The sequence below is a fragment of the Desulfovibrio sp. GTC20076 genome (assembly GCF_055385905.1).
In genome coordinates, this window is sequence record NZ_AP039366.1 from 2,057,446 (window position 1) to 2,078,351 (window position 20,906).

The following is a 20,906-nucleotide window of genomic DNA, read 5'->3' on the forward strand; positions in this document are numbered from 1 at the left end:
TGTTGCGCGGCAAGGGTTTTTCGTAAAAATTCCTGCAGGGCATGCGCATACTTCACCGGTGGCATGCTCTGGCTTGCAAGGCCCGCCCGGGCATTTGCTTTCACTGAAAATCACGCTGCAAGTCCAACAAAGAGGAGAGCGCCATGCCCGTAACAAAAATGCAGGATCTTGATCTTGGCGGAAAAACGGTTGTCATCCGCGAAGACCTCAATGTGCCGATGAAGGACGGAATCATCACCAATGACAAGCGCATCCGCGCTGCCCTGCCCACAATACAGCTGGCGCTGGAAAAAGGCGCGGGCGTCATTGTGCTGTCGCACCTGGGGCGCCCCACTGAAGGGCAGTATGACCAGCAGTTTTCTCTCGCTCCCGTGGCCGACCGTCTGGCCCAGCTGCTGGGGCAGCCCGTGACCCTGGCAAAGAGCCTGGACGAGGCCAAAACTGCTCCCGGACAGGTAACCCTGCTCGAAAACGTGCGCTTTCTGCCCGGAGAAAAAAAGAATGATCCCGAACTGGCAGCCAAACTTGCCGGGCTTGGCGATGTGTATGTAATGGACGCTTTCGGCTCGGCCCACCGCGCCCACGCTTCTACCGAAGGCGCTGTGCGCACCGCCGCTGTGGCCTGCGCCGGTCCCCTGCTGCAGGCCGAACTGGAAGCCTTTGACAAGGTGCTTGACAATCCCGCCAGGCCTGTGGTGGCCATTGTCGGCGGCGCCAAGGTATCCACCAAGCTGGCCCTGCTCGAAAACCTGCTGGAAAAAGTGGATGTGCTCATTGTGGGCGGCGGCATCGCCAACACCTTTCTTGCCGCGGCCGGATATATGGTGGGCAAGTCTCTGTATGAAGAAGACCTGCTGCCCGAAGCCCAGAAGATCATGGCGCTGGCAAAGACCCTCAACAAGGAACTGCCCCTGCCCGTGGACGTGATCACCGCCGAAGAACTGGCCCCCCGCCAGCAGACCATGCTGCACGCCGTGGGTGATGTGCCGGGCGACCAGATGATTCTTGATATCGGCCCCGAAACGCTGACCCTGTATGAAAAATTTCTCTCCAAGGCGGCCACGGTGGTCTGGAACGGCCCGGTCGGCGCATTTGAGATAGAACCTTTTGGCGACGGGACAAAGGCCCTGGCCGAATACCTGAGCGATTCCAAGGCCTTTGTGGTTGTGGGTGGCGGCGACAGCGTAGCTGCCGTGGAAAAATACGGCCTGGCCGACCGCATGGGCTATATCTCTACCGGCGGCGGCGCTTCGCTGGAACTGCTTGAAGGCAAAAAACTGCCTTCCGTTGCGGCGCTGGAAGACCGCGCCCAGGCGGACGCATGAAAAAATGCTTCATCCTGAATTCGCTGCTTCTGCTGCCGCTGTGGATCTGCTGCCTGCTGGCAGCGCCCGCCGCCCAGGCCCAGGAACTGTGGGAAGATGATCCGGACGCCCCTGCCGTAACCGCGCAGCAGGACCGGTGGGGTTTTAATGCGGGCATCGGGGCATCGTTGCGCACATCGGAATACAAGGGCATCAACTCGCTGGGTTCGCCTCTGCCCCTGCTGGGCTACGAAGGCAACTGGCTGTACCTGCGTGGCCTGAGCGGCGGTGTGCACGTCTTCAAGAACCGCTATCACGAGTTCAATGTCCAGCTTTCCTATCTGCCACAGCATTTTTATGCGTCCTGGAGCGACAATGACAGGATGAAACGGCTGGATGACCGCTATTCTTCGCTCATGGCCGGTCTGAACTACACCCTGCGCTCCCGCTATGGCCTGGCTTCGGCCACACTGTCCACGGACGTTCTCGGCGTCAATAACGGCGTCATGGCCGATGTTTCCTATGCCTATCCACTACGCTTCGAAAATATTGTCATCATGCCCTCGGTGGGTGCGCAGTGGACTGACAGCAACTACAATGACTATTATTACAGTGTCAGTTCCAGTGAGTCGCGCAAAAGCGGCCTGAAAGAATACAGCCCGGAAAGCGCGTTCTCACCCTATGCCGGGCTGACGCTGCGCGTGGCGCTTACCGACAGCTGGAGCGTCCTTGTCAACGGCAAGGCCCTTTTTCTGGGAAGCGAAGTGACCGACAGCCCCATGGTGGAACGCAGTACCACGTACTCTTTCAATGCGGGTTTTCTGTACGCTTTTTAGAGCAATCTGCATGTGAGAGGGTTGCCTGCAGCCAAGGGCCAAAGGCCGTGATCTTTTTTGGAATCACGGCCTTTTTGTTTGCTTTCAGGCCGGCACAACCGCAAAAAACATCAGAACCGTCACGCTTTGACACGCCATCACGCATGCTTGATTTTTCACAAAGAGCGCGTACACTCTTATTGAAATTGATTTTCAATCTAAGTCAACCTTTTCCAAACCAGGAGGAATCCATGAGCAGGCTCCGGATCGCCCAGTACGGTTGCGGAAAAATGTCACGATATTCAATGCGTTATGTATACGAAAAAGGCGCCGAGATCGTCGCCGCTTTTGATATGAATCCTGCGGTGATCGGCCGTGATATCGGCTCCATCATGGGGTGCGAAAACAAGGGCGTTATTGTTCAGGACGCATCCCAGGCAGAAAAGGTGCTGGCCCAGGTCAAGCCCGATGCCTGCCTCATCACCACCATGAGCCTTATCCGCGATGTCAGGGGCGCGCTTATGGCCTGCGCCCGTAGCGGCGTCAACGCCATCACCATCTGCGAAGAGGCCATCTTTCCCGCCAATTCTTCACCGGCCATTACCCGCGAGCTGGACGAAGCCGCCAAAAAGACCGGCTGCACCATATGCGGCACGGGCTACCAGGACGTCTTCTGGGGAAACCTTATCGCCACGTTGGCCGGAGCCATGCACACCATTAAAAAAATCCGCGGCAAATCCAGCTATAATGTGGAAGATTACGGCATTGCCCTTGCCAAGGCGCATGGGGCAGGGCTGGACCTTGCCGCCTTTGAAAAAGAGATCGCTGCGGCCGACAATATCCCGGAAGCCGAACGTGCCGCCCTTATTGAAAAAGGCGATTTCCTGCCTTCCTATATGTGGAACGTCAACGGCTGGCTGGCGGCGCGCCTGGGCCTTACGGTAAAAAGCCAGGTACAGAAATGCGTACCCATGACCCACTCCGCCGAACTGAAATCCGAAACCCTGGGCATGACTATTCCTGCCGGACACGCCACGGGCATGTCGGCCGTTGTCACCACCGAAACACATGAAGGCATCACCATTGAAAGCGAATGCATAGGCAAGGTCTATGCTCCCGATGAGGTGGACCGCAACGACTGGACCCTTGTGGGCGAGCCGGACACCCAGGTGGTCATCACCCGGCCCTCTACTGTTGAACTGACCTGCGCCACACTGGTGAACCGCATTCCCGACCTCATCAATGCCGCCCCCGGGTACGTGACCACAGACCAGATGCCCGTAAACAGCTATCGGGTAAAGCCGCTGGACTATTACGTCAAAAAATAAACTGCCGGAACCTGCACACAGCAAGCCCCGCCCTTTCTGAAAGGACGGGGCTTGCTGCAAAAAAGCGCAGGGTAAAAAATGTCGGATTGTGCGCCGTGGCTGGCCTTGCAGACTGTACACACTTTTACGGGGCAAAGGGAACAACACGCCACCGCACGGTCAGGTAAGGCCGTAGCCTGAACAATGCCCAAACCTGCTCAACCGGCCCACAAAAACGCAAGCACAGTGCGTGCACGGCCAAGCGCTGTGGTAAACGCCGCAAAAACATTGTGGCTATTCATCCCTTCTCCCCGCTCGGTTTGCTGTTGCCTGCTAACTCCAGCTTTACCGACTTGGGGGAGGGTGAACAACCTATTGGAACATGACACCTAGAGCATTTAACGCTTCAAATGATTGCTTAACGGCCGGCAAAGCCGCCCTGCAATCATTTGGCTACAAGGAGTTACAGGCAAATCATTGTAGGCATTTCAAGTGTGAATGCTCTACCCGCCCAGATAGGCTTCCCGCACGCTGGCATTGTTCAGCAGGCTCTGGGCCTTGTCTTCCATAACCACGTTGCCCACTTCCAGCACATAGCCGCGCGAAGCCAGCTTGAGGGCCGCACGTGCGTTCTGTTCCACCAGCAGCACGGTGACGCCGCGCTTGTTGATGGCCCGCACGGTCTCAAAGATGGAACGCACCAAAAGCGGGGCCAGGCCCAGCGAAGGCTCATCAAGCAGCAAAAGGCGCGGCTCGGCCATCAAGGCGCGGCCAATGGCCAGCATCTGCTGTTCGCCGCCCGAAAGCGTGCCCGCAAGCTGGTCTTTGCGCTCAAGCAGCCGCGGAAAAAGATCGAATATCCATTCCAGGGTGCGCTCACTGCGAGCCTTGTCTTCAATGCAGAAAGCGCCCAATCGCAGATTCTCAAGCACGCTCATAACGCCAAAAACGCGCCGCCCCTCGGGCGACTGGGCAATACCCAGCCCCACCACCTTGTGGCTCGGCAGCCGCAGAAGGTTTTGCCCTTCAAAAAGAATCTCGCCCGAAGTAGGCCGCACAAGCCCGCTGATGGACAGCAGGGTGGTGCTTTTGCCCGCGCCGTTAGCACCGAGGATGGTGACTATCTCGCCCTCTTCCACCCGCAGGTTGATGCCGTGCAGCACCTCGACGCTGCCGTAGCTCACCCGTATGTCAGAAAGTTGCAACAGGCACATGGCTTACCACTTCTCGTCTTCTACGCCCAGGTAGGCTTCCACCACGGCCGGATTCCGGCGCACGGCCTCCGGCTCGCCCTGGGCTATCATGGTGCCGTGCTCCAGCACCACCAGTTTTTCACATATTTTCATGACCAGCCGCATGTCATGCTCGATCAGCAGCACCGTAATCCCCCTGTCGCGAATGGCCGCAATGGTGTCTACAAGAGCCACTGTTTCCTGATCATTCATACCACCGGCAGGCTCGTCCAGAATGAGCAGCCGTGGGTCTGATGCCAGCGCACGGGCGATTTCAAGCAGCCGCTGGTTGCCGTAAGAAAGTCCCCCGGCGGCTTCGGCATGGTTATCGGCCAGGCCTACAAAACGCAGTTCTTCCATGCAGCGCGCCACGGCGGCCCGCTCTTCACTGCGCTGCCAGGGCAGATGCAGCATGCACGACATCATGCCCGACTTCATACGGCAGTGCCGCCCGGCAAGCACATTTTCCAGAACGGAAAGTTTGCCGAAAAGCCGTATGCTCTGAAAGGTGCGAGCAATGCCAAGTTCCACAACACGATGGGGCTTGAGTCCGGCAATAGGCTCGCCGTCAAAGAAGATACGGCCCTTTTCAGGCGTATAGTTGCCGGTAATGCAGTTGAATACCGTGGTCTTGCCCGCCCCGTTGGGACCGATAAGGCCCACAACGCTGCCCGCGTCAACACTGAAGGTGAGATCGTTGACAGCCACAAGACCGCCAAAAACCTTGGTCATTTCCTGCAGGCGCAAAAGGCTCATGCGGGCCTCCCGCTGGCAGTCCCGCTATCCCCCTCACCCGGGGCATCCTGCGGGGCGTTTTCTCCGGAAAGGGCATCCACGTGGTAACGGCGGCGGCGCGGGGGCAGAAGCCCCTGAGGCCGCCAGACCATCATGACCATCATGGCCAGACCAAAAATAAGCATGCGCGCGTTGGAAAACTCCCGCAGCAGTTCCGGCAGGCCGATGAACAGAAAGGCGCTGATAAGCACGCCTATCTGGCTGCCGCCCGAAAGGATGACCACGGCAAAAATAATGACGGATTCCATAAAGCTGAACGATTCCGGTGAAATGGTCGTCATTTTGGCCGCATACAGGGTTCCCGCCATACCCGCCCAGAACGCTCCGAGCACAAAAGCCATGAGCTTGTAGTGGGTGACGTTGATGCCGCAGCCCTCGGCGGCCACGTCATCTTCCTTGATGTAGTTGAGGGCGCGGCCAAAACGCGAATGCCAAAGGCCGTAAAAAAGCAGCAGGCTCACGGCCACCATGCCCCAGACCAGATAGTAAAACTGTATGCCCTTTACTATCCTGAAGCCGAAAAACCTGGGGCGGCTGATGCCGAAAATGCCGTTGGCCCCTCCGGTAAGGCCGAAAACATCGTTGATGAGCGCAATGCGCACAATTTCCACAATGCCTATGGTCACGATAAGCAGATAGTCGCCGCGCAGGTGAATGATGGGGCGCGCCACCAGCAGGGCAAATACGGCGGCCACGGCTCCGGCCACGGGCATGGTCCAGAATATGGGCCACTGGCACAGGGTGTTGAGTATGGCGGTGGTATATGCGCCCACGGCAAAAAAAGCCGCGTGCCCCATATGAAAAATACCCGCCTGGCCCAGAATCACGTTCAATGAAAGCGAAAGCAGCGCGTACAGGCCAATGCTCACGCACACGTCTGTCCAGTAGGCATTGCTGATCAGGGGCAGCACACAGATGACCGCCGCCAGAGCAACCCTGGCGGCGATACGAAGAGGCTCTGTTCTCATAGCTTGTCCGCCGTGCGCTCGCCCAGAATGCCGGTGGGACGGATGATGAGGATAAGAATGAGCACAAAGAAGGCGATGGCGTCTTTCCAGGCAATGGCGATGTAGCCGGCGGCCAGGGCTTCGATCACGCCGAGCAGCAACCCGCCGATCATGGCGCCGGGAATATTGCCGATGCCGCCCAGAATGGCTGCGGTAAAGGCCTTAAGCCCGTAGCTCCAGCCCATGGTAAAGTCTATCTGCCCGTAGTAGATGCCCACCATAAGCCCGGCGGCTCCGCCGAGGCCCGGCCCGATAAGAAAAACCAGGCCGATAATACGGTCCACGTTGATGCCCATAAGCTGGGCCGCGCCGGGATCGATGGCTACCGCGCGGATGGCCGCGCCGGTGCGCGAACGCTGGATAAAGGCCCAGAGGCCGAGCATGAGTATCACGCTGGCGGCAATGACCAGAAGACGCACGCCAGGTACGGCCAGGCCGAAAAGATGCACGGTAAAGTCGGGTCTGAGATAGTCCGGATAAACATAAAAGCGCGCGCCATAGATGAGCATGACGGCGTTTTGAAAAAATATGGAGGCCCCGAGGGCCGAAACCACGGCAGAAAGGCGGCCCGCATTGCGCAGGGGCCGATAGGCCGTACGCTCAAGCAGAAAACCGATGATCGCCACCAGCAGGGCCACCATGACAAAAACGGCCAGCACGGCCACCACAGGATTGAGCATGCCCGAGAGATTGCAGCTGACCAGCAGGGTCAGCCCAAGATAGGCCCCGATGGTGAACAGGTCGCCGTGCGCGAAGTTGATGAGCTTCAGCACGCCGTACACCATCGTATAGCCCAAGGCCACCAGGGCGTAAATGCCCCCCACGGCAAGGCCGTTCAAAAGCTGTTGTAAAAACTGTTCCATAACGCGTTATTACCCTTGCCACGTCCCGACGGCGTAAAAAACGCGCGCCTCACCGTGGGCGGAGAGGCTGCGCCCCGCCGCCGGAGCCGTTATACGGCGGCTCCCCTTTACCGGCCCGGGGCCGGAACCGGACTGCTCCGGTTCCGGCGGCCACGGCCAAAGTTGCTGTGTATGCGCGTACCATTTTCGGCGCGCGGGTATGCGGCAAAAAACCGCCGGACCGCGCCGGGGCGCGGAGCACACTGTACGGCCTGTTTACTTGGGCTGCAAGACAAATACGCCCTTATCGTTGACCGTATAGGTACGATAGAATTCGCCCACGCGGTCGCCCTTGGCGTCAAAACCCAGGCTGCCGGAAAGCCCCGGCATATCCTTGAGATTCTTGAGCCACGCGGCCATGCTTTCGGGCTTGTCGTTGCCTGCGGCCAGCGCGGCCTCAATCACCTTGAAGGCGTCGCCCGCCAGCACGGCCCACACGGAAACAGGCACAGCATCATACCTGGCCTTGAAGGATTCAAGGAAAGACCGGGCTTCAGCGGTGTCCATATCCTGCGGCAGGGGCGGGCTGATAAAGAAGTAGCCTTCGGCCGCCTCGTTGCCCGCTATTTTCACCAGATCCTGATGGTTGGCGGCATCGCCGCCCATCATGGGCACGGGCCAGCCCATTTCCTTTTTCTGGCGCAGCAGCATGCCCGTTTCAGGGTAGTAGCCGGTAAAGAACACAAGATCGGGACCGGCAGCCTTGAGCTTGGTCAGAATAGCCGTGTAATCGCGCTCTCCGGGGGTGAGGGCGTCATAAAAAACCACCTTTACGCCGTCTTTTTTCAGGGCGGCCCTGGTTTCTTCGGCCAGGCCCTTGGCGTAAGAGGAATTGTCGTGCAGAATCGCCACGGCCTTGTAATCGCCCTTGATGACGGCATCGGCCGCCGCGCGGCCCTGGGCGTCGTCACGCGGGCAAGTACGGAAGAAGAGCGGCAGGCCCTTTTCCGTCAGTCGCACACTGGTAGAACCCGTGCCGATCTGTACCAGTCCGGCTTCGTCCAGAATATTCTGGCTGGCTTCGGTTACGGCCGAGCCGTAGGTACCGATAACAGCCACCACACCCGCTGAGGCGAGCTTTTGCGCGGCAAGGGCAGCGGTGCGCGGGTCGCCCGCGTCGTCTTCCACCACAACCTTGATCTGGCGGCCATTGATGCCGCCTTTGGCGTTCACTTCATCAGCCAGCAGGCTGACGATATTCTTCATGTCCTGACCTTCGGAAGCCCATTTGCCCGTCAACGGGCACATGAGACCGACCTTGATGTCACCGGCCAGAGCCGTCATAGGCACCAGCAGGGTAAGGGCCAGCGCCCCAAGCAAACGACCAAGTGCTTTCATAAAAAACTCCCCCGTCCGGTATTCGGTGATGATAGTAACAAAATAGCATACCTCAAATTCCCGTAAAGAAAAAGCCCCAGTTTTACCGCCCCAAATCCGGCGGCAGGCGTAGCCTGCCGCATTTCAAGCCAGCAGCGCTTTTTCGCCGTCTGTGTGCAGCCCTTTCGCTCGGCGAACGCCGCATTGCACGCAGAATGCCATAACCTGAATATATTCAAACAGTTTTTACTGATGTTTCATGCTGCGTGCATATTGCAGCCATTTTGTCGTCATGCCGTAAAACTCGACAGGCAGACAAATCTGCTATATGGTAATGCTCAGGCATACAGGTAAAGCGTCGCTTCCCCTGTGTGCGGCGCATGCCTCGGCCATGCATTGCGCCGGTGTTTTCAGCCGAGGCGTTCCGTCCGGGCATCCGGCATGCCGGATCAGCAGTGCATGGGCGGCCGTATGACATTTCGCGCGGGCACGCCCGGTCCGCCCTTCCAGCAGTCTTACACAGGCCCGCTGCGATCTCGCCTCCCCTTCTCGTCTCACGCAGCGTCATTCCCACGCACCCATATCGCCAGGGAGGACGTATGCGGTTCAGCTTTGACAAGGCTGCCTGCCAGAATACCCGCAGGGCGCTGCGCAAGGAGTGGCTGCTCACCAACGGTCTTGGCGACTATGCGGGTAGCACCATACTGTGCTGCAATACGCGCAAGTATCACGGCCTGCTTACTGTCAACACGCCTCACGGCCGCCATGTGCTGCTCTCTGCCCTTGAAGAATCCATTGTGGGCGAGGGCCGGGAATTTCCGCTTTCCACCCGCCAGCACCCCGACACACTCTACCCTCACGGACATGATTATCTGGAGGCCTTCAGGCTGGACCACTGGCCCAGATGCGTCTACCGCGTGGGCGATGTGCATCTGTGCCGCGAAATCCTGCTTGTGCAAGGCCAGAGCCGCCTGGCCATACGCTGGAGCATACGCGGCCCGGCACACGTGCCTGCCCTGACCCTGCGCCTGCGCCCCCTGCTGGCCTACCGCAGCTTTCACAAGCTCACCCATGCCAACGCGCATCTGCGCTCGGCCGCCACGCTGCTGCCCGACGGCTTCAGCATCAGTCCTTACGAAGGGCTGCCCTCCCTCTACATCCAGTGCCGCGCCGATGCGGAACATACCTTCACGCCGCAGCCGGACTGGTGCTACAATGTGGAATACCTTGAAGAACGCGAACGCGGCTTTGCCTACAGTGAAGACCTTTTCATGCCCGGCACGCTTGATGTGCCCCTGCCGCCGTTGTCCGGCAGCAACGCCTGCGTATATCTGACGGCCGGAACCGCCGTCTGCGACGGGGATATGCGCGAACTGTGGGAAGATGCCGAACGCACCCGTGATCACAGCCGCAAAAATGGTGACGGCCTGTCCGGACATCTGGCCCGCACCGGCCAGCAGTTCTGCATCACCTCCCCGGAGGGGCGACCCGAGGTGCTTGCGGGCTACCACTGGTTTGACGCCTGGGGGCGCGACACCCTCATCAGCCTGCCCGGCCTGACATTTCATGCCGGCCGGACGGATTTCGGCCTGCGTGTTCTGGCGGATATGGGCAATCACGTCATAGACGGGCTTATTCCCAACATGTTCTCCCCCACGGGCGACCATGCCTATAATTCCGTAGACGCGGCCCTGTGGTACGCCTTTGCCCTGCAAAGCTGCCTTGAGTCCGGTGCGGAGCATCTTGTATGGCTGCGTGAACATGCCTGGCACGCGCTCAAAGCCGTTATTTCCGGTTACCGTGCGGGGGCGGGCAAAGCCCGGCGGCTGGACATCCGCGTGGATGACGAGGGCCTGCTGCATGCGGGCAACGCCCACAGCCAGCTCACCTGGATGGACGCCCGCGTGGACGGCCGCCCCGTAACCCCAAGGCAGGGCTGCCCTGTAGAGATCAACGCCCTGTGGTACAATACCCTGGCTTTTGCCGACCAGCTCGCCGCCCGCTTCGGCGAAGCCCCCCTTACAGGACATGAAGCCCTGCGGCGCATGCGTACGGCGTTTTTACAGCGTTTCTGGGTTCCCCACGGCGGGGGCTACCTTGGCGATGTATGGCGCGATGGCAGGCTGGATACCGCCGTACGGCCCAACCAGATTTTCGCCGTATCCCTGCCGCACGCCATACTGGCCGAAGACTGTCAGGCCCAGGTGGTGGAATGCGTGCGCAACAAGCTCCTCACACCCTACGGCCTGCGTACCCTGGCCCCCGACGATCCCCACTACAAGGGGCGCTATGACGGCGGCACGGCCGAGCGTGACGGAGCCTATCACCAGGGCACGGTCTGGCCCTGGCTTCTGGGCCACTATGCCGATGCCCTGCTGCGCACGGCCTGGGATGTGGACGGCGCGGTCATGGCCCTGCTGGACACCCTTACGCCGCTGTACTGCGACCACCTTGCCCAGGCAGGGCTGGCGAGTATTTCTGAAGTTTTTGACGGCTCACCGCCCTACAAGCCCAACGGCTGCATTGCGCAGGCCTGGAGCGTGGCCGAATGCCTGCGGCTGTTACTGCACCTGCAAAAAGCCGCGCCCGCCGTATACCGGCGCTGGCACCAACTGGCGGCCCATCGCATGAGCCACCCCGTTATCGGCGACACGGCGGGCATCTGCCGCATCAGCATGGCTACGGGCGGCGGCAGGGAGCACGCCCCTGCCCGGCAGAAAGACACCGAACCTGCAACTACGGCCACAGACCGCAAGTATTGACCACAGTGGAGGAAGAAACACATTTGAGGCAGCCCACAACAGCGGCTGCCGAACCTGGCGGCTGTGCCGCCACGAGGGAGAATCCATGCGAGTTCTTATGTTCGGCTGGGAATTTCCTCCCCATATCAGCGGCGGCCTTGGCACCGCCTGCTTTGGCATGACCCAGGCCCTGGCCCGTAAAGGGGCGGAAATCATCTTTGTACTGCCCCGTATCGACAGTGACGTGGAGCAAGAGGGCTTTCTGCGTTTACGCCCGGCTTCGGGCACACCCATTACCGAAGATCTGGCCCGGCGCATGGAGCCTACGCAGCATGAGCACAAGGTGGTATGGCCCGGCGGCGTTCGCTGCATGCCAGTAGACAGCCCCCTCATGCCCTACCTGACGCCGCACGAGTATGTGCGTGCCCTAGGCCGCCACGATGTGCATGAAAGCGCCGGGCCTGCCGGCCTTTCCGTTCCGCCCGCGCCTGCCGCCTCAAAAATGCGCGGCCCACGCCGAAAAACATTCACCTATACCCTGCACGGCGGCTACGGGCCTGACCTCATGCGCGAAGTGCTGCGCTACGGCCGCCTGGCCGCAGCCCTGGCCGCCCGTGAAAATTTTGACGTTATCCACGCCCACGACTGGATGACCTACCCCGCGGGCATGCTGGCAAAAAACATCACGGGCAAGCCCCTTGTGGTTCACATCCATGCCACGGAATACGACCGCAGCGGAGACAGTATCAATGAACAGGTGGCGGGCGTTGAGCGCGCAGGCATGCTGGCCGCCGATGTTGTGGTAGCCGTGAGCCGCCTCACCCGCAAGACCGTTATAGAGCGTTACGGCATCCCGCCGGAAAAGGTGCTGGTGGTGCACAATGCCGTAGCCCGGCACGAGGCGCGGCGGCGCTATCCTGTTCCCCCGCGCATCCGGCATGAAAAACGCGTGCTCTTTCTGGGCCGTGTAACCTTTCAGAAAGGACCGGAATACTTCATGGAAGCAGCGCGCCTTGTGCTGCAAAAGATTCCTGAGGCCCGCTTTTTCATGGCGGGCAGCGGCGACATGCTGCCCCGGCTCATCCGCCGGGCGGGCCAGTTGCGCATGGGTAGCCGCTTTCATTTCGCGGGCTTTCTGCGCGGCGAAGAAGTGGACCGCATGTTTGCCCTGAGCGACCTGTACGTCATGCCCTCGGTTTCCGAACCGTTCGGCATCACGCCGCTTGAGGCCATGCTTTATGATGTGCCCGTGCTGCTTTCGCGCCAGTCCGGCGTATCGGAAGTACTGGAGCACGCCCTCAAGGCCGACTTCTGGGACACACGCGACATGGCCGACAAAATCTGCGCCGTGCTGCGCTACCCCTGCCTTGCCGCCGAACTGGTGAAAAACTGCCACGAAGAAATGAAGTCCATCCGCTGGGAAAACACCGCCGACCAGTTGCTGGTCATTTACCGCAACGTACAGGGAGGTCACTGATGCCAGCCCTCTGCTTCTGCTATGAGGTTCATGAACCTTACCAGCTGCGCCGCTATACCGTCTTTGACATGGGTCAGAACTCCATCTACGAGGACGACGACCATAACTGCGAAGCCCTCCTGCGTGCGGCCCGCCTGTGCTATCTGCCCGCCAACGAGCTTATGCTCAGGCTCATCCGCCGCTACGACGGCGCCTTTCGCCTGTCCTTTTCCATTTCCGGTGTCGCCCTTGACCTTTTCGAGCAATACACCCCCGAGGTGCTGGAAAGCTTCACGGCGCTGGCCCGCACGGGCTGCGTGGAGTTTGTGGCCGAAACCGCGCCGCACTCACTGGCCTTTCTCTACTCCAGACAGGACTTTGACCGGCAGGTGCGGGAACAGTCCGCCCGTCTTGAACATCTTTTCGGCGTAAAGCCGGTGACGTTCAAAAATACCGAGTGCGTTTACAATAACGATCTGGCCGCCGCCGTGGCGGGACACGGCTTCAGGGCTGTGCTGGCCGAAGGAGCCGACCATGTGCTCGGCTGGCGCAGCGCCAACTATCTTTACCGCCCGGCGAGCGCTCCGGGGCTTGCACTGCTGTTGCGCAACGCGGGGCTTTCCGGCGATGTGGGCCTGCGTTTTTCAGACCACAGTTGGCCTGCATGGCCTCTCAGGGCCGAAACATTCGCCGCATGGTGCCACGGCCTTGAAGGGTCGGCGGACATCATAAATATCTTCAATGATTATCATGTGTTCGGACTTCGTCACGATAAAGAATCGGGCATTTTCGATTTTATGGAGGCCCTGCCCGGTGCTCTGCTGGCCCACGAAGAATTCAGCTTTACCACCCCGGCTCTGGCCGCAGAAAATCTCAGGCCCGTGGGCGAGGTGGACGTGCCGCAGTTCATGTCCTGGGAAGATGAAGGGCGCGACCTCACAGCATGGCTCGGCAACGACATGCAGAAGGACGCCATACACGCGCTCTACGCCATGGGCCCCCGAACAGCCGCTTGCAACAGCGCACTCAGGCGCGACTTTGACCGCCTTCAGACCGCCGACCACTTTCGGCATATGTCGACCAAATGGTTTTCCAACGAGGCCCCCGACAGGCCCAGCCCCTTTGCCAGCCCGTATGATGCCTACATCACCTATATGAATGTGCTCGCCGATTTTGAACTGCGCCTCAAGGCAGACGAAAGCGCACGGGCAACGGCAGCCGCTGCGGGCAAGCCCGCGGACGCAGCCCCTGTGGCAAAGGCCAGAGGCAGGGTCGGCGCAGACGCGGCCCGAAATAACAATACAAAGTCCGCCGTCAAGAACGCAGGCTCCCCCGCGCCCCGGCGCGGCGGAAAATCCCCTGCCGAAATACAGGACGCAAATCCGGCAGACACGCGGGCAGCAGGCAGTAAAAAAACCGGAACCACCCGTGCAAACCAAGAAAAAAAGCCCGCCACGCTGCGCAAACGCCGCAAAAATGCATGACAAGGCCGCGCAGCACGGCTTCACGACCTTCATGACAAGGAGATGGCATGAATTTCAACTCGTCCCTGGTAACCCTGTTTGAAGTAAGCTGGGAGGTCTGCAACAAGGTGGGGGGCATCCACTCTGTTGTCACCAGCAAGGCCCTCCAGGCCGTGGAGCATTTTGGCGAGGACTATTTTCTTCTTGGTCCGGCCCTCAAGAGCAATCCCGGCTTTGAAGAAACAGACGAACATGCCTGGGATTCACTACGTATGGGCCTTGCCACGCGGGACCTCAAGTGCCGCCTGGGTCGATGGAACATACCCGGCCGCCCCAAGGTAATACTGGTGGAATTTGACAAGCGCTATTCCAGCAACCAGCTACTGTTTGAAATGTGGAAAAACTACGGGGTGGACTCGCTCTCCGGCGGCTGGGACTATATTGAGCCGATCATGTTTGCCACAGCCTGCGGCGAGGTTATCGCGACCATACACGAAAGCCGGGTAGAACCGATGCAGGGCCGCAGCGTGGCCCTGTTTCACGAATGGATGTGCGGCGCGGGCCTGCTCACGGTGAAAAAGCTCACCCCTGAAGTGGGTACGGTCTTCACCACCCACGCCACCACCCTGGGCCGCGCCATGGCAGGCACAGGACGTGACATCTACACCAACATGCGCAATATCAATCCCGCCAACGAGGCCGCCGCGCTCAACATCACGGCCAAGTGGTCCATGGAAAGCGCCGCCGCCCGCGAGGCGGACGCCTTCACCACTGTCAGCCCCATAACAGGTGAAGAGTCCACAGTATTTCTGGGTCGCCAGCCTGACGTCATCACCACCAACGGCCTCGACCTGCGGGTCATACCGGACTATACCGACGACCGCGAGGTCCCCTCGGCCACGCGCGCCAAAATCATGAGCGCGGCTGGACGCTTCCTGCGCGGATCCCTGCCGGAGCACACGCGCATCTTCACCATTTCCGGCCGGTACGAAATGCACAACAAGGGTGTGGATATTTTCCTTGAAGCCCTGGCACGCGCCGACCGCAACCTTTCCGGCACAAACAGCTCCATCCTGGCCTTGTGCCTTGTGATGGGCGGGCATACGGGCGTCAACGCAGCCGCGGTTTCCGGTAATCCTGACGATACGGACAACGGCATGCCCTTCATATGCACCCACCGCGTATGGAATGCCCCGCAAGACCCGATCATCAATGCCTGCCGCCGACTGGGCCTTGATAACCGCGAAGAAAGGCGCGTCAAGGTCATCTTTGTACCCGCCATGCTCGACGGCCACGACGGCTTTTTCGACATTCCCTATGAAGAAATACTGGCCGCCTGCGATATGGGCTTTTTTCCTTCATGGTACGAACCGTGGGGCTACACGCCGCAGGAAAGCGCAGCCTGGGCCGTGCCCACCCTTACCACAGACCTTTCGGGTTTCGGCATGTGGGCGCGGGAGCAGATGAAAGAAGAAAGCATGGACCGCACGGGCGTCTGCGTCATGCCGAGGCGCGGCATGAGCTTTGACCAGAGCGTCGACCGGCTGCACGAAAGAGTGCTGGGGGCCGCCGCCTGCCCGGAGGGTGAACTGTGCTCCTGGCGCGGGCATGCCCGTGATCTGGCTGAAAAGACCTCGTGGAGCTATTTTTTCGACAATTATATCAAGGCATTTGACATCGCCCTTGCCAAGTCCGACGCACGCACCGACCACGATTCCGCGCACGGGGCGCTTACCCGGGTGCTCACGGCGTCCTGCTCGGCCACGCCTTTTCTGCGCCCCATCATGGCTGTTGCCGAGGTTCCGCACGAGCTTTCGCGCCTGCGCGAACTGGCGCAGAACATCTGGTGGAGCTGGCACGATCAGGCCAAGGCCCTGTTTATGGCGCTGAACCCCCAACTGTGGGAGGCATGCCGCAATCCGCTGAAAATGCTTGAAGAAGCCTGGCCTGCCCGCCTCAAAGAGCTTATCGCCAATGAAGAATACATGGCCATGTACCACAAGGTTATGGACAGGTTCGACGCCTACATGGCCGAACCTATCCGCTCACTCAGCGTGGACGTGACGCCCGAACACCCCATTGTCTATTTTTCCACTGAATACGGGCTTAACGAATCCGTGCCCATTTATTCCGGCGGCCTTGGCGTGCTTTCGGGCGACCACCTTAAATCCGCCTCGGACATGGCCCTGCCACTGGTGGGCATCGGCCTGCTCTACAAAAGCGGCTATTTCATGCAGGAAATCGATTCCAGCGGCCGCCAGGTGGCACAATATCCGGTCAACAATTTTGGCCAGATGCCCATAAAGCAGGTGCATGACGCCCAGGGACAGCCCGTATACATACAGCTCGAGCTGCCGGGCCGCATCCTTTACGCCCGGGTATGGCGGTTACAGGTAGGCCGCATAAGCCTCTATCTTATGGACACGGACACCAGCCGCAATACGGACGAGGATAGACGCATCACCGACCGCCTGTATGAGGCCAACCGCGAAACACGCCTGCTGCAGGAAATACTGCTCGGTCAGGGCGGCATGCGCCTGTTGCGCACCCTCGGCATTGTCCCCGGCGTTTACCACATGAACGAGGGGCATTCGGCCTTTATGGCCCTTGAGCGCGTGCGGGACTGCATGACCCAGGGCATGAGCCATGACGAAGCTGTGGTGCGTGTACGCTCCAACACACTGTTTACCACCCACACCCCCGTGCCTGCGGGCAACGAATCCTTCTCGCTGGAACTGATGGAACGCTATTTCAGCGGTATGGCAAAAAACCTTGACCTTTCCTGGCAACAGTTCGTGCAGCTCGGGCAGATCGAGGGCGGCGACAGCCACGCCTTTGAAATGACGGTGCTGGCCTTGCGGCTCTCGTGCTGGGCCAACGGCGTCAGCCGCCTCCACGGCGTGGTGTCGCGCCACATGTGGAATAATCTGTGGAAGGGCCTGCCCACGGCCGAAACCCCCATCGGGCATGTTACCAACGGTGTGCATACGCCGTCCTATGTGGGCAGCTGGATGCACGAACTGCTGCATAAACATCTGGGCGCGGGCTGGTTGCAGGCGCTGCCCGGCTCCACCGTGTGGGACAAGGTGGACGACATCCCCGACGAGGCTTTCTGGGCAGCGCGGCAGCATCAGAAAGAAGCCCTGCTCGACGCCCTGCGCAAGCGCATTCCCGTTTTTGCGCAACGCTTCAAACTGGACGCCGCCGTTCGTAAAAGAATGGAAGCCCTGCTGCGGCCCGAAACCCTCATTATCGGCTTTGCCCGGCGTTTCGCGCCTTACAAGCGGGCCACCCTGCTCTTTGCCGATCCCGACCGCCTGGCCCGCATACTCAACAATCCCCACCGCCCCGTGGTGCTTGTTTTTTCCGGCAAGGCGCACCCGGCGGACGAAGCGGGCATCAATCTCATTCAGGAAGTCATGCGCATGTGCCAGGACGAACGCTTTCTCGGGCGCATATTCTTTCTGGAAAACTACAGTCTTTCGGTATCGCGCATCATGTCCCAGGGCTGCGATGTCTGGCTCAACACACCCCGGCGTCCGCACGAGGCCTCCGGCACAAGCGGCATGAAGCTGCCCGTCAACGGCGGCATCAATCTGAGCATCTCTGACGGCTGGTGGTGCGAAGGCTATAACAGGCAGAACGGATGGACCATCGGCCCGGTCGTCACCACCGAACTGCCCAGCAATGAGCAGAACGACTATGCAGACGCCGAGGCCCTGTACAACCTGCTGGAAAATGCCGTGTTGCCGCTCTACTTCGACCGCACCCAGGGCGACCTGCCGACCCAGTGGATCGCCATGGCCAAACGGTCGTTCAAAAGCCTTACGGCCATGTACGGCAGCAACCGCATGCTCAATGATTATATCCGCCAGTATTACCTGCGGGCTGCGCGCCGCCGCAACATGCTGGCCGAAAACGACTGGTCGGCATGCCGCCGCCTTGCCGCCTGGGAAAAGGACCTGCCCGCCCGCTTCGGCACGGTCAAGGTAGAGGAACTTTTCATCAGCGGCGTGGAAAACAATACAATGATCTGCGGCGAGCCGGTAAGTGTGCGCCTGCATATGCACCTGGGCGAAATGCAGCCGGAAGAAATACTCGTACAGCTTGTCATCGGCCGCGCCCTGGTTAACGGCAGTTTCATTGACAAGCCCGAAATACTGCGCCTTGAGCCGCGCGCAGCCGACCACAACGGCGAAAGCGGAAACGGCATGAACTATGCCGCCACCTACATTCCCACCCACAGCGGGCAATACCGCTACGGCGTGCGGGTGCTGCCCTACCACAAAAATCTGGCAACACCGCTTGAAACAGGACTTGTGCTGTGGGCCTGACACATTCCCGCCCATGAACGGCCCGCAATAATTTAAGACATGGCCCTGCCGGAAAGCAGACCAAAACCAGAAGAGGCCGCCCAAAGGGCGGCCTCTTCAAGAATAATTTGCTACAGTCAACGCTTGTGCCCCACCCCGGCTTGGACCGTGACAACCACGAAGCGCCACTCCGGCAACAGGCTTTTGCTGTCCATTCCCCAAGGCCATCCAGCCAGCCGCCAAAGCCAGTCTCGCTGATGGCACTGCATCGGATAACCTGATGCGCCCCCGACTGGACAGCATAAAGTCATTGACGGCATTGCGCGGCGCGGAGGGAGGTCACCGGGCGAAGCGAGGAAGCTTACACAGCAAAAAACGCGCAGCCTTCGCAGGCCTTAGGGAACTGGAAAGCTCTGGGGGTGCTCCGGGGAGAGTGCAGAGGGGCCTCAAGGGAGCGCAGCCCCTGACAGCCCCCTCTGCCGCCCGCTACGCAGGCGGGCAGAATAACAAGCAGAAAAAATGGTTACGCGCCCGCAGGGCGGCAGCCTGACTGCAAGGAAAGGGCTTTTATTAAAATCACCTCAAACGTCAGACCCTCTAAGCATTCAACCTTTTTCAACGTAAAAATTCTCTACATCTGGATGCGTGTCACATCAGCCCGGCTGCCAAGCGCCAGCCCGTCAAGCAGACTCATGGCGTCCAGCAGCAGCGCCCGGTAACTGCCAGTGCCGCCGCCCAGGCCGCCTATCTCCCCGCCGCCACCTACCATAGTTTCAGCGGCGATCTCTCCGGCAACCCCCAGAGCGCTGACAGCGCACAGGCACGCCTGGGGCATTTCATACGGCGCTACGCCAAGGCAGCACCCCATAACCGCAGCCGACATGCAACCGGACCCCGTGATACGCGCCATGAGCGGATGCCCGTTGCGCACGGCCCAAGCGCCACCGGAATACGCCACGATATCAATGGCTCCGCTGACAACCACCACTGCTCCCGTGCTTTCGCTCAAGTGGCGGGCCGTAGCTGCCGCGCTTTCAAGCCTGTCTTCGGTCACAAGGCAAGAGTCCTGGGCATCTACACCCCTGGCCTTTGCATCTTTGCCGGCCAGAAAACCTATTTCCGAGGCATTGCCCTTGATGGCCGCAAAACGAACTTCGCCCAGCAACCGTTGCAAGGTGCTGTTGCGCAGGGCCGAGGCCCCCGCACCCACAGGATCAAGCACCACGGGCTTGCCCATACTGTTGGCCCGCCTGCCCGCGACCAGCATTGATTCCACCGTGCGGCTATTGAGCGTGCCTATATTGATCACAAGCGCCTGCGACAGGGCCACAATATCTTCCACTTCCGCCGCATCGTCGGCCATAATGGGCGATCCGCCCGCCGCCAGAACCATATTGGCGCAGTCGTTAACCGTGACGTAGTTCGTTATGCAGTGCACCACCGGCTCATGACGCCGCACTGTATCAAGAATATCCGCAAAAACTGTCATCCTGCCTCCTTCCGGCAAAACAATGCATCGCCGGAAGTCTCGAGCCGCCCGCAACACAAACGGCAGACATGCGCCCTGTACCGGCACGGCACACAGCCCCCGGCACGGAGCACCCGGCACATCCACATTTCATTTCTGCCCAGGCCGTCATGGCAGACGGCGCACACCACACACAGATGTCAACCATGCACGCAGACGGCCGCCCGGAGGCACCTGCGGGCAATACGGAAACGGCCCGCGCAATCCGCGATGGGGCCATCCGGACCAGGAACTCTCTGTATAGAACCGTCAGGGCTTGATGTAGGCAAAGCCCTCACGCTGCAGGCGCACAATTTCCACCAGACCTGCGGGTACAACATCGCAACCGGGCCAGATATCGTCATGGCTTATGCTGTTGTCGGCCAGGGCGTTGGCGCAGAGCAGGATGCGCAGCCCCTGGTCCTGGAGGGGCGCGGCCACAGCGCGGAATTCTTCGTTCTTGCGGGTAAAATGGGTCACGGCAGGGCCGTTGGCTACTACCACGAGCTGGAACCGCTGGCCGGGCAGGCCCTTGATATAATTGGCCGCATTTTTCAGCACCAGTTTCAGAATGGCAGGCTCATTGCTGTCAATATGCAGGCAGAGATCGTAATTCATACATACTCTCCATAAGTTGCCGCCGGATGGAACCCGGCTGCGGGTTCCGGCAAACGCCGGGCATGCCACAAGTAGTAGCAGGGGCTTGGCGCTTTGCCAAGCAATGGAGAATGTGCACACCGCAGCCAT

14 protein-coding genes are annotated in these 20,906 nt (G+C 60.0%); 7 read left to right on the forward strand and 7 right to left on the reverse strand.

Going from position 1 to position 20,906, the window contains the following annotated elements:
- Nucleotides 1-143 precede the first annotated feature (143 nt).
- The 3 genes from ACZ495_RS09185 (at nt 144) to ACZ495_RS09195 (ending at nt 3,447) form a co-directional block, all read left to right on the forward strand.
- Nucleotides 144-1,325 carry a phosphoglycerate kinase gene (locus tag ACZ495_RS09185; RefSeq protein ID WP_072311542.1) on the forward strand — a complete coding sequence of 394 codons (1,182 nt, stop codon included), beginning with the start codon at nt 144-146 and terminating at the stop codon, nt 1,323-1,325.
- Complete coding sequence (locus tag ACZ495_RS09190; RefSeq protein WP_464262109.1) at nt 1,322-2,140, forward strand: MipA/OmpV family protein; 819 nt, start codon at nt 1,322-1,324, stop codon at nt 2,138-2,140. The genes ACZ495_RS09185 and ACZ495_RS09190 overlap by 4 nt, the downstream gene beginning before the upstream one ends.
- Nucleotides 2,141-2,370: 230 nt before the next feature.
- Nucleotides 2,371-3,447, forward strand: coding sequence for an NAD(P)H-dependent amine dehydrogenase family protein (locus ACZ495_RS09195; protein ID WP_394026351.1), 1,077 nt, complete (start codon nt 2,371-2,373; stop codon nt 3,445-3,447).
- 482 nt (nt 3,448-3,929) lie between these two features.
- On the opposite strand, the gene ACZ495_RS09200 is transcribed toward ACZ495_RS09195, so the two are convergent.
- From ACZ495_RS09200 to ACZ495_RS09220, 5 genes are all read right to left on the reverse strand, one after another.
- On the reverse strand, nt 3,930-4,640 hold the full coding sequence (locus ACZ495_RS09200; RefSeq protein ID WP_012624116.1) for an ABC transporter ATP-binding protein: 711 nt from the start codon (nt 4,638-4,640) through the stop codon (nt 3,930-3,932).
- A gap of 3 nt (nt 4,641-4,643) precedes the next feature.
- Entirely contained in the window at nt 4,644-5,414 is a 771-nt protein-coding gene (locus ACZ495_RS09205) for an ABC transporter ATP-binding protein (protein WP_012624115.1), read from the reverse strand.
- Entirely contained in the window at nt 5,411-6,421 is a 1,011-nt protein-coding gene (locus tag ACZ495_RS09210; RefSeq protein ID WP_072311544.1) for a branched-chain amino acid ABC transporter permease, read from the reverse strand. The genes ACZ495_RS09205 and ACZ495_RS09210 overlap by 4 nt, the downstream gene beginning before the upstream one ends.
- Nucleotides 6,418-7,323, reverse strand: coding sequence for a branched-chain amino acid ABC transporter permease (locus ACZ495_RS09215; RefSeq protein ID WP_012624113.1), 906 nt, complete (start codon nt 7,321-7,323; stop codon nt 6,418-6,420). The genes ACZ495_RS09210 and ACZ495_RS09215 overlap by 4 nt, the downstream gene beginning before the upstream one ends.
- Before the next feature lie 255 nt (nt 7,324-7,578).
- The gene (locus ACZ495_RS09220; RefSeq protein ID WP_012624112.1) at nt 7,579-8,700 is read right to left on the reverse strand and encodes a branched-chain amino acid ABC transporter substrate-binding protein; all 1,122 of its coding nucleotides are present in this window, start codon (nt 8,698-8,700) and stop codon (nt 7,579-7,581) included.
- Between the two features lie 578 nt (nt 8,701-9,278).
- Here ACZ495_RS09220 and ACZ495_RS09225 point away from each other — a divergent pair.
- The 4 genes from ACZ495_RS09225 to glgP all read left to right on the forward strand — a co-directional run bounded on the left by ACZ495_RS09225 (nt 9,279) and on the right by glgP (nt 18,673).
- Nucleotides 9,279-11,441 carry an amylo-alpha-1,6-glucosidase gene (locus ACZ495_RS09225; protein WP_464262110.1) on the forward strand — a complete coding sequence of 721 codons (2,163 nt, stop codon included), beginning with the start codon at nt 9,279-9,281 and terminating at the stop codon, nt 11,439-11,441.
- A gap of 85 nt (nt 11,442-11,526) precedes the next feature.
- Nucleotides 11,527-12,897, forward strand: a complete 1,371-nt coding sequence (locus ACZ495_RS09230; RefSeq protein ID WP_464262111.1) for a glycosyltransferase family 4 protein — start codon at nt 11,527-11,529, stop codon at nt 12,895-12,897.
- Entirely contained in the window at nt 12,897-14,360 is a 1,464-nt protein-coding gene (locus ACZ495_RS09235) for a glycoside hydrolase family 57 protein (RefSeq protein ID WP_464262112.1), read from the forward strand. Before ACZ495_RS09230 ends, ACZ495_RS09235 begins: the two co-directional genes overlap by 1 nt.
- A 47-nt stretch (nt 14,361-14,407) precedes the next feature.
- Complete coding sequence (gene glgP, locus ACZ495_RS09240) at nt 14,408-18,673, forward strand: alpha-glucan family phosphorylase (RefSeq protein WP_394026357.1); 4,266 nt, start codon at nt 14,408-14,410, stop codon at nt 18,671-18,673.
- 610 nt (nt 18,674-19,283) lie between these two features.
- Here the strand turns inward: glgP and thiM are convergent.
- Both thiM and ACZ495_RS09250 read right to left on the reverse strand, forming a co-directional pair.
- A complete protein-coding gene (gene thiM / locus ACZ495_RS09245; RefSeq protein WP_464262113.1) occupies nt 19,284-20,141 on the reverse strand; it encodes a hydroxyethylthiazole kinase in 858 nt (285 codons plus the stop codon).
- 288 nt (nt 20,142-20,429) lie between these two features.
- Nucleotides 20,430-20,777: a DsrE family protein gene (locus ACZ495_RS09250; protein ID WP_012624106.1), complete on the reverse strand. Its 348-nt coding sequence runs from the start codon at nt 20,775-20,777 to the stop codon at nt 20,430-20,432.
- Nucleotides 20,778-20,906: the final 129 nt, after the last annotated feature.

Coding starts and splice junctions, on each gene's coding strand:
- ACZ495_RS09210 (WP_072311544.1), bottom strand. CDS start 6,421: ATGAGAACAGAGCCTCTTCGTATCGCCGCCAGGGTTGCTCTGGCGGCG.
- ACZ495_RS09185 (WP_072311542.1), top strand. CDS start 144: ATGCCCGTAACAAAAATGCAGGATCTTGATCTTGGCGGAAAAACGGTT.
- ACZ495_RS09220 (WP_012624112.1), bottom strand. CDS start 8,700: ATGAAAGCACTTGGTCGTTTGCTTGGGGCGCTGGCCCTTACCCTGCTG.
- ACZ495_RS09235 (WP_464262112.1), top strand. CDS start 12,897: ATGCCAGCCCTCTGCTTCTGCTATGAGGTTCATGAACCTTACCAGCTG.
- ACZ495_RS09200 (WP_012624116.1), bottom strand. CDS start 4,640: ATGTGCCTGTTGCAACTTTCTGACATACGGGTGAGCTACGGCAGCGTC.
- ACZ495_RS09225 (WP_464262110.1), top strand. CDS start 9,279: ATGCGGTTCAGCTTTGACAAGGCTGCCTGCCAGAATACCCGCAGGGCG.
- thiM (WP_464262113.1), bottom strand. CDS start 20,141: ATGACAGTTTTTGCGGATATTCTTGATACAGTGCGGCGTCATGAGCCG.
- ACZ495_RS09195 (WP_394026351.1), top strand. CDS start 2,371: ATGAGCAGGCTCCGGATCGCCCAGTACGGTTGCGGAAAAATGTCACGA.
- ACZ495_RS09230 (WP_464262111.1), top strand. CDS start 11,527: ATGCGAGTTCTTATGTTCGGCTGGGAATTTCCTCCCCATATCAGCGGC.
- glgP (WP_394026357.1), top strand. CDS start 14,408: ATGAATTTCAACTCGTCCCTGGTAACCCTGTTTGAAGTAAGCTGGGAG.
- ACZ495_RS09205 (WP_012624115.1), bottom strand. CDS start 5,414: ATGAGCCTTTTGCGCCTGCAGGAAATGACCAAGGTTTTTGGCGGTCTT.
- ACZ495_RS09250 (WP_012624106.1), bottom strand. CDS start 20,777: ATGAATTACGATCTCTGCCTGCATATTGACAGCAATGAGCCTGCCATT.
- ACZ495_RS09190 (WP_464262109.1), top strand. CDS start 1,322: ATGAAAAAATGCTTCATCCTGAATTCGCTGCTTCTGCTGCCGCTGTGG.
- ACZ495_RS09215 (WP_012624113.1), bottom strand. CDS start 7,323: ATGGAACAGTTTTTACAACAGCTTTTGAACGGCCTTGCCGTGGGGGGC.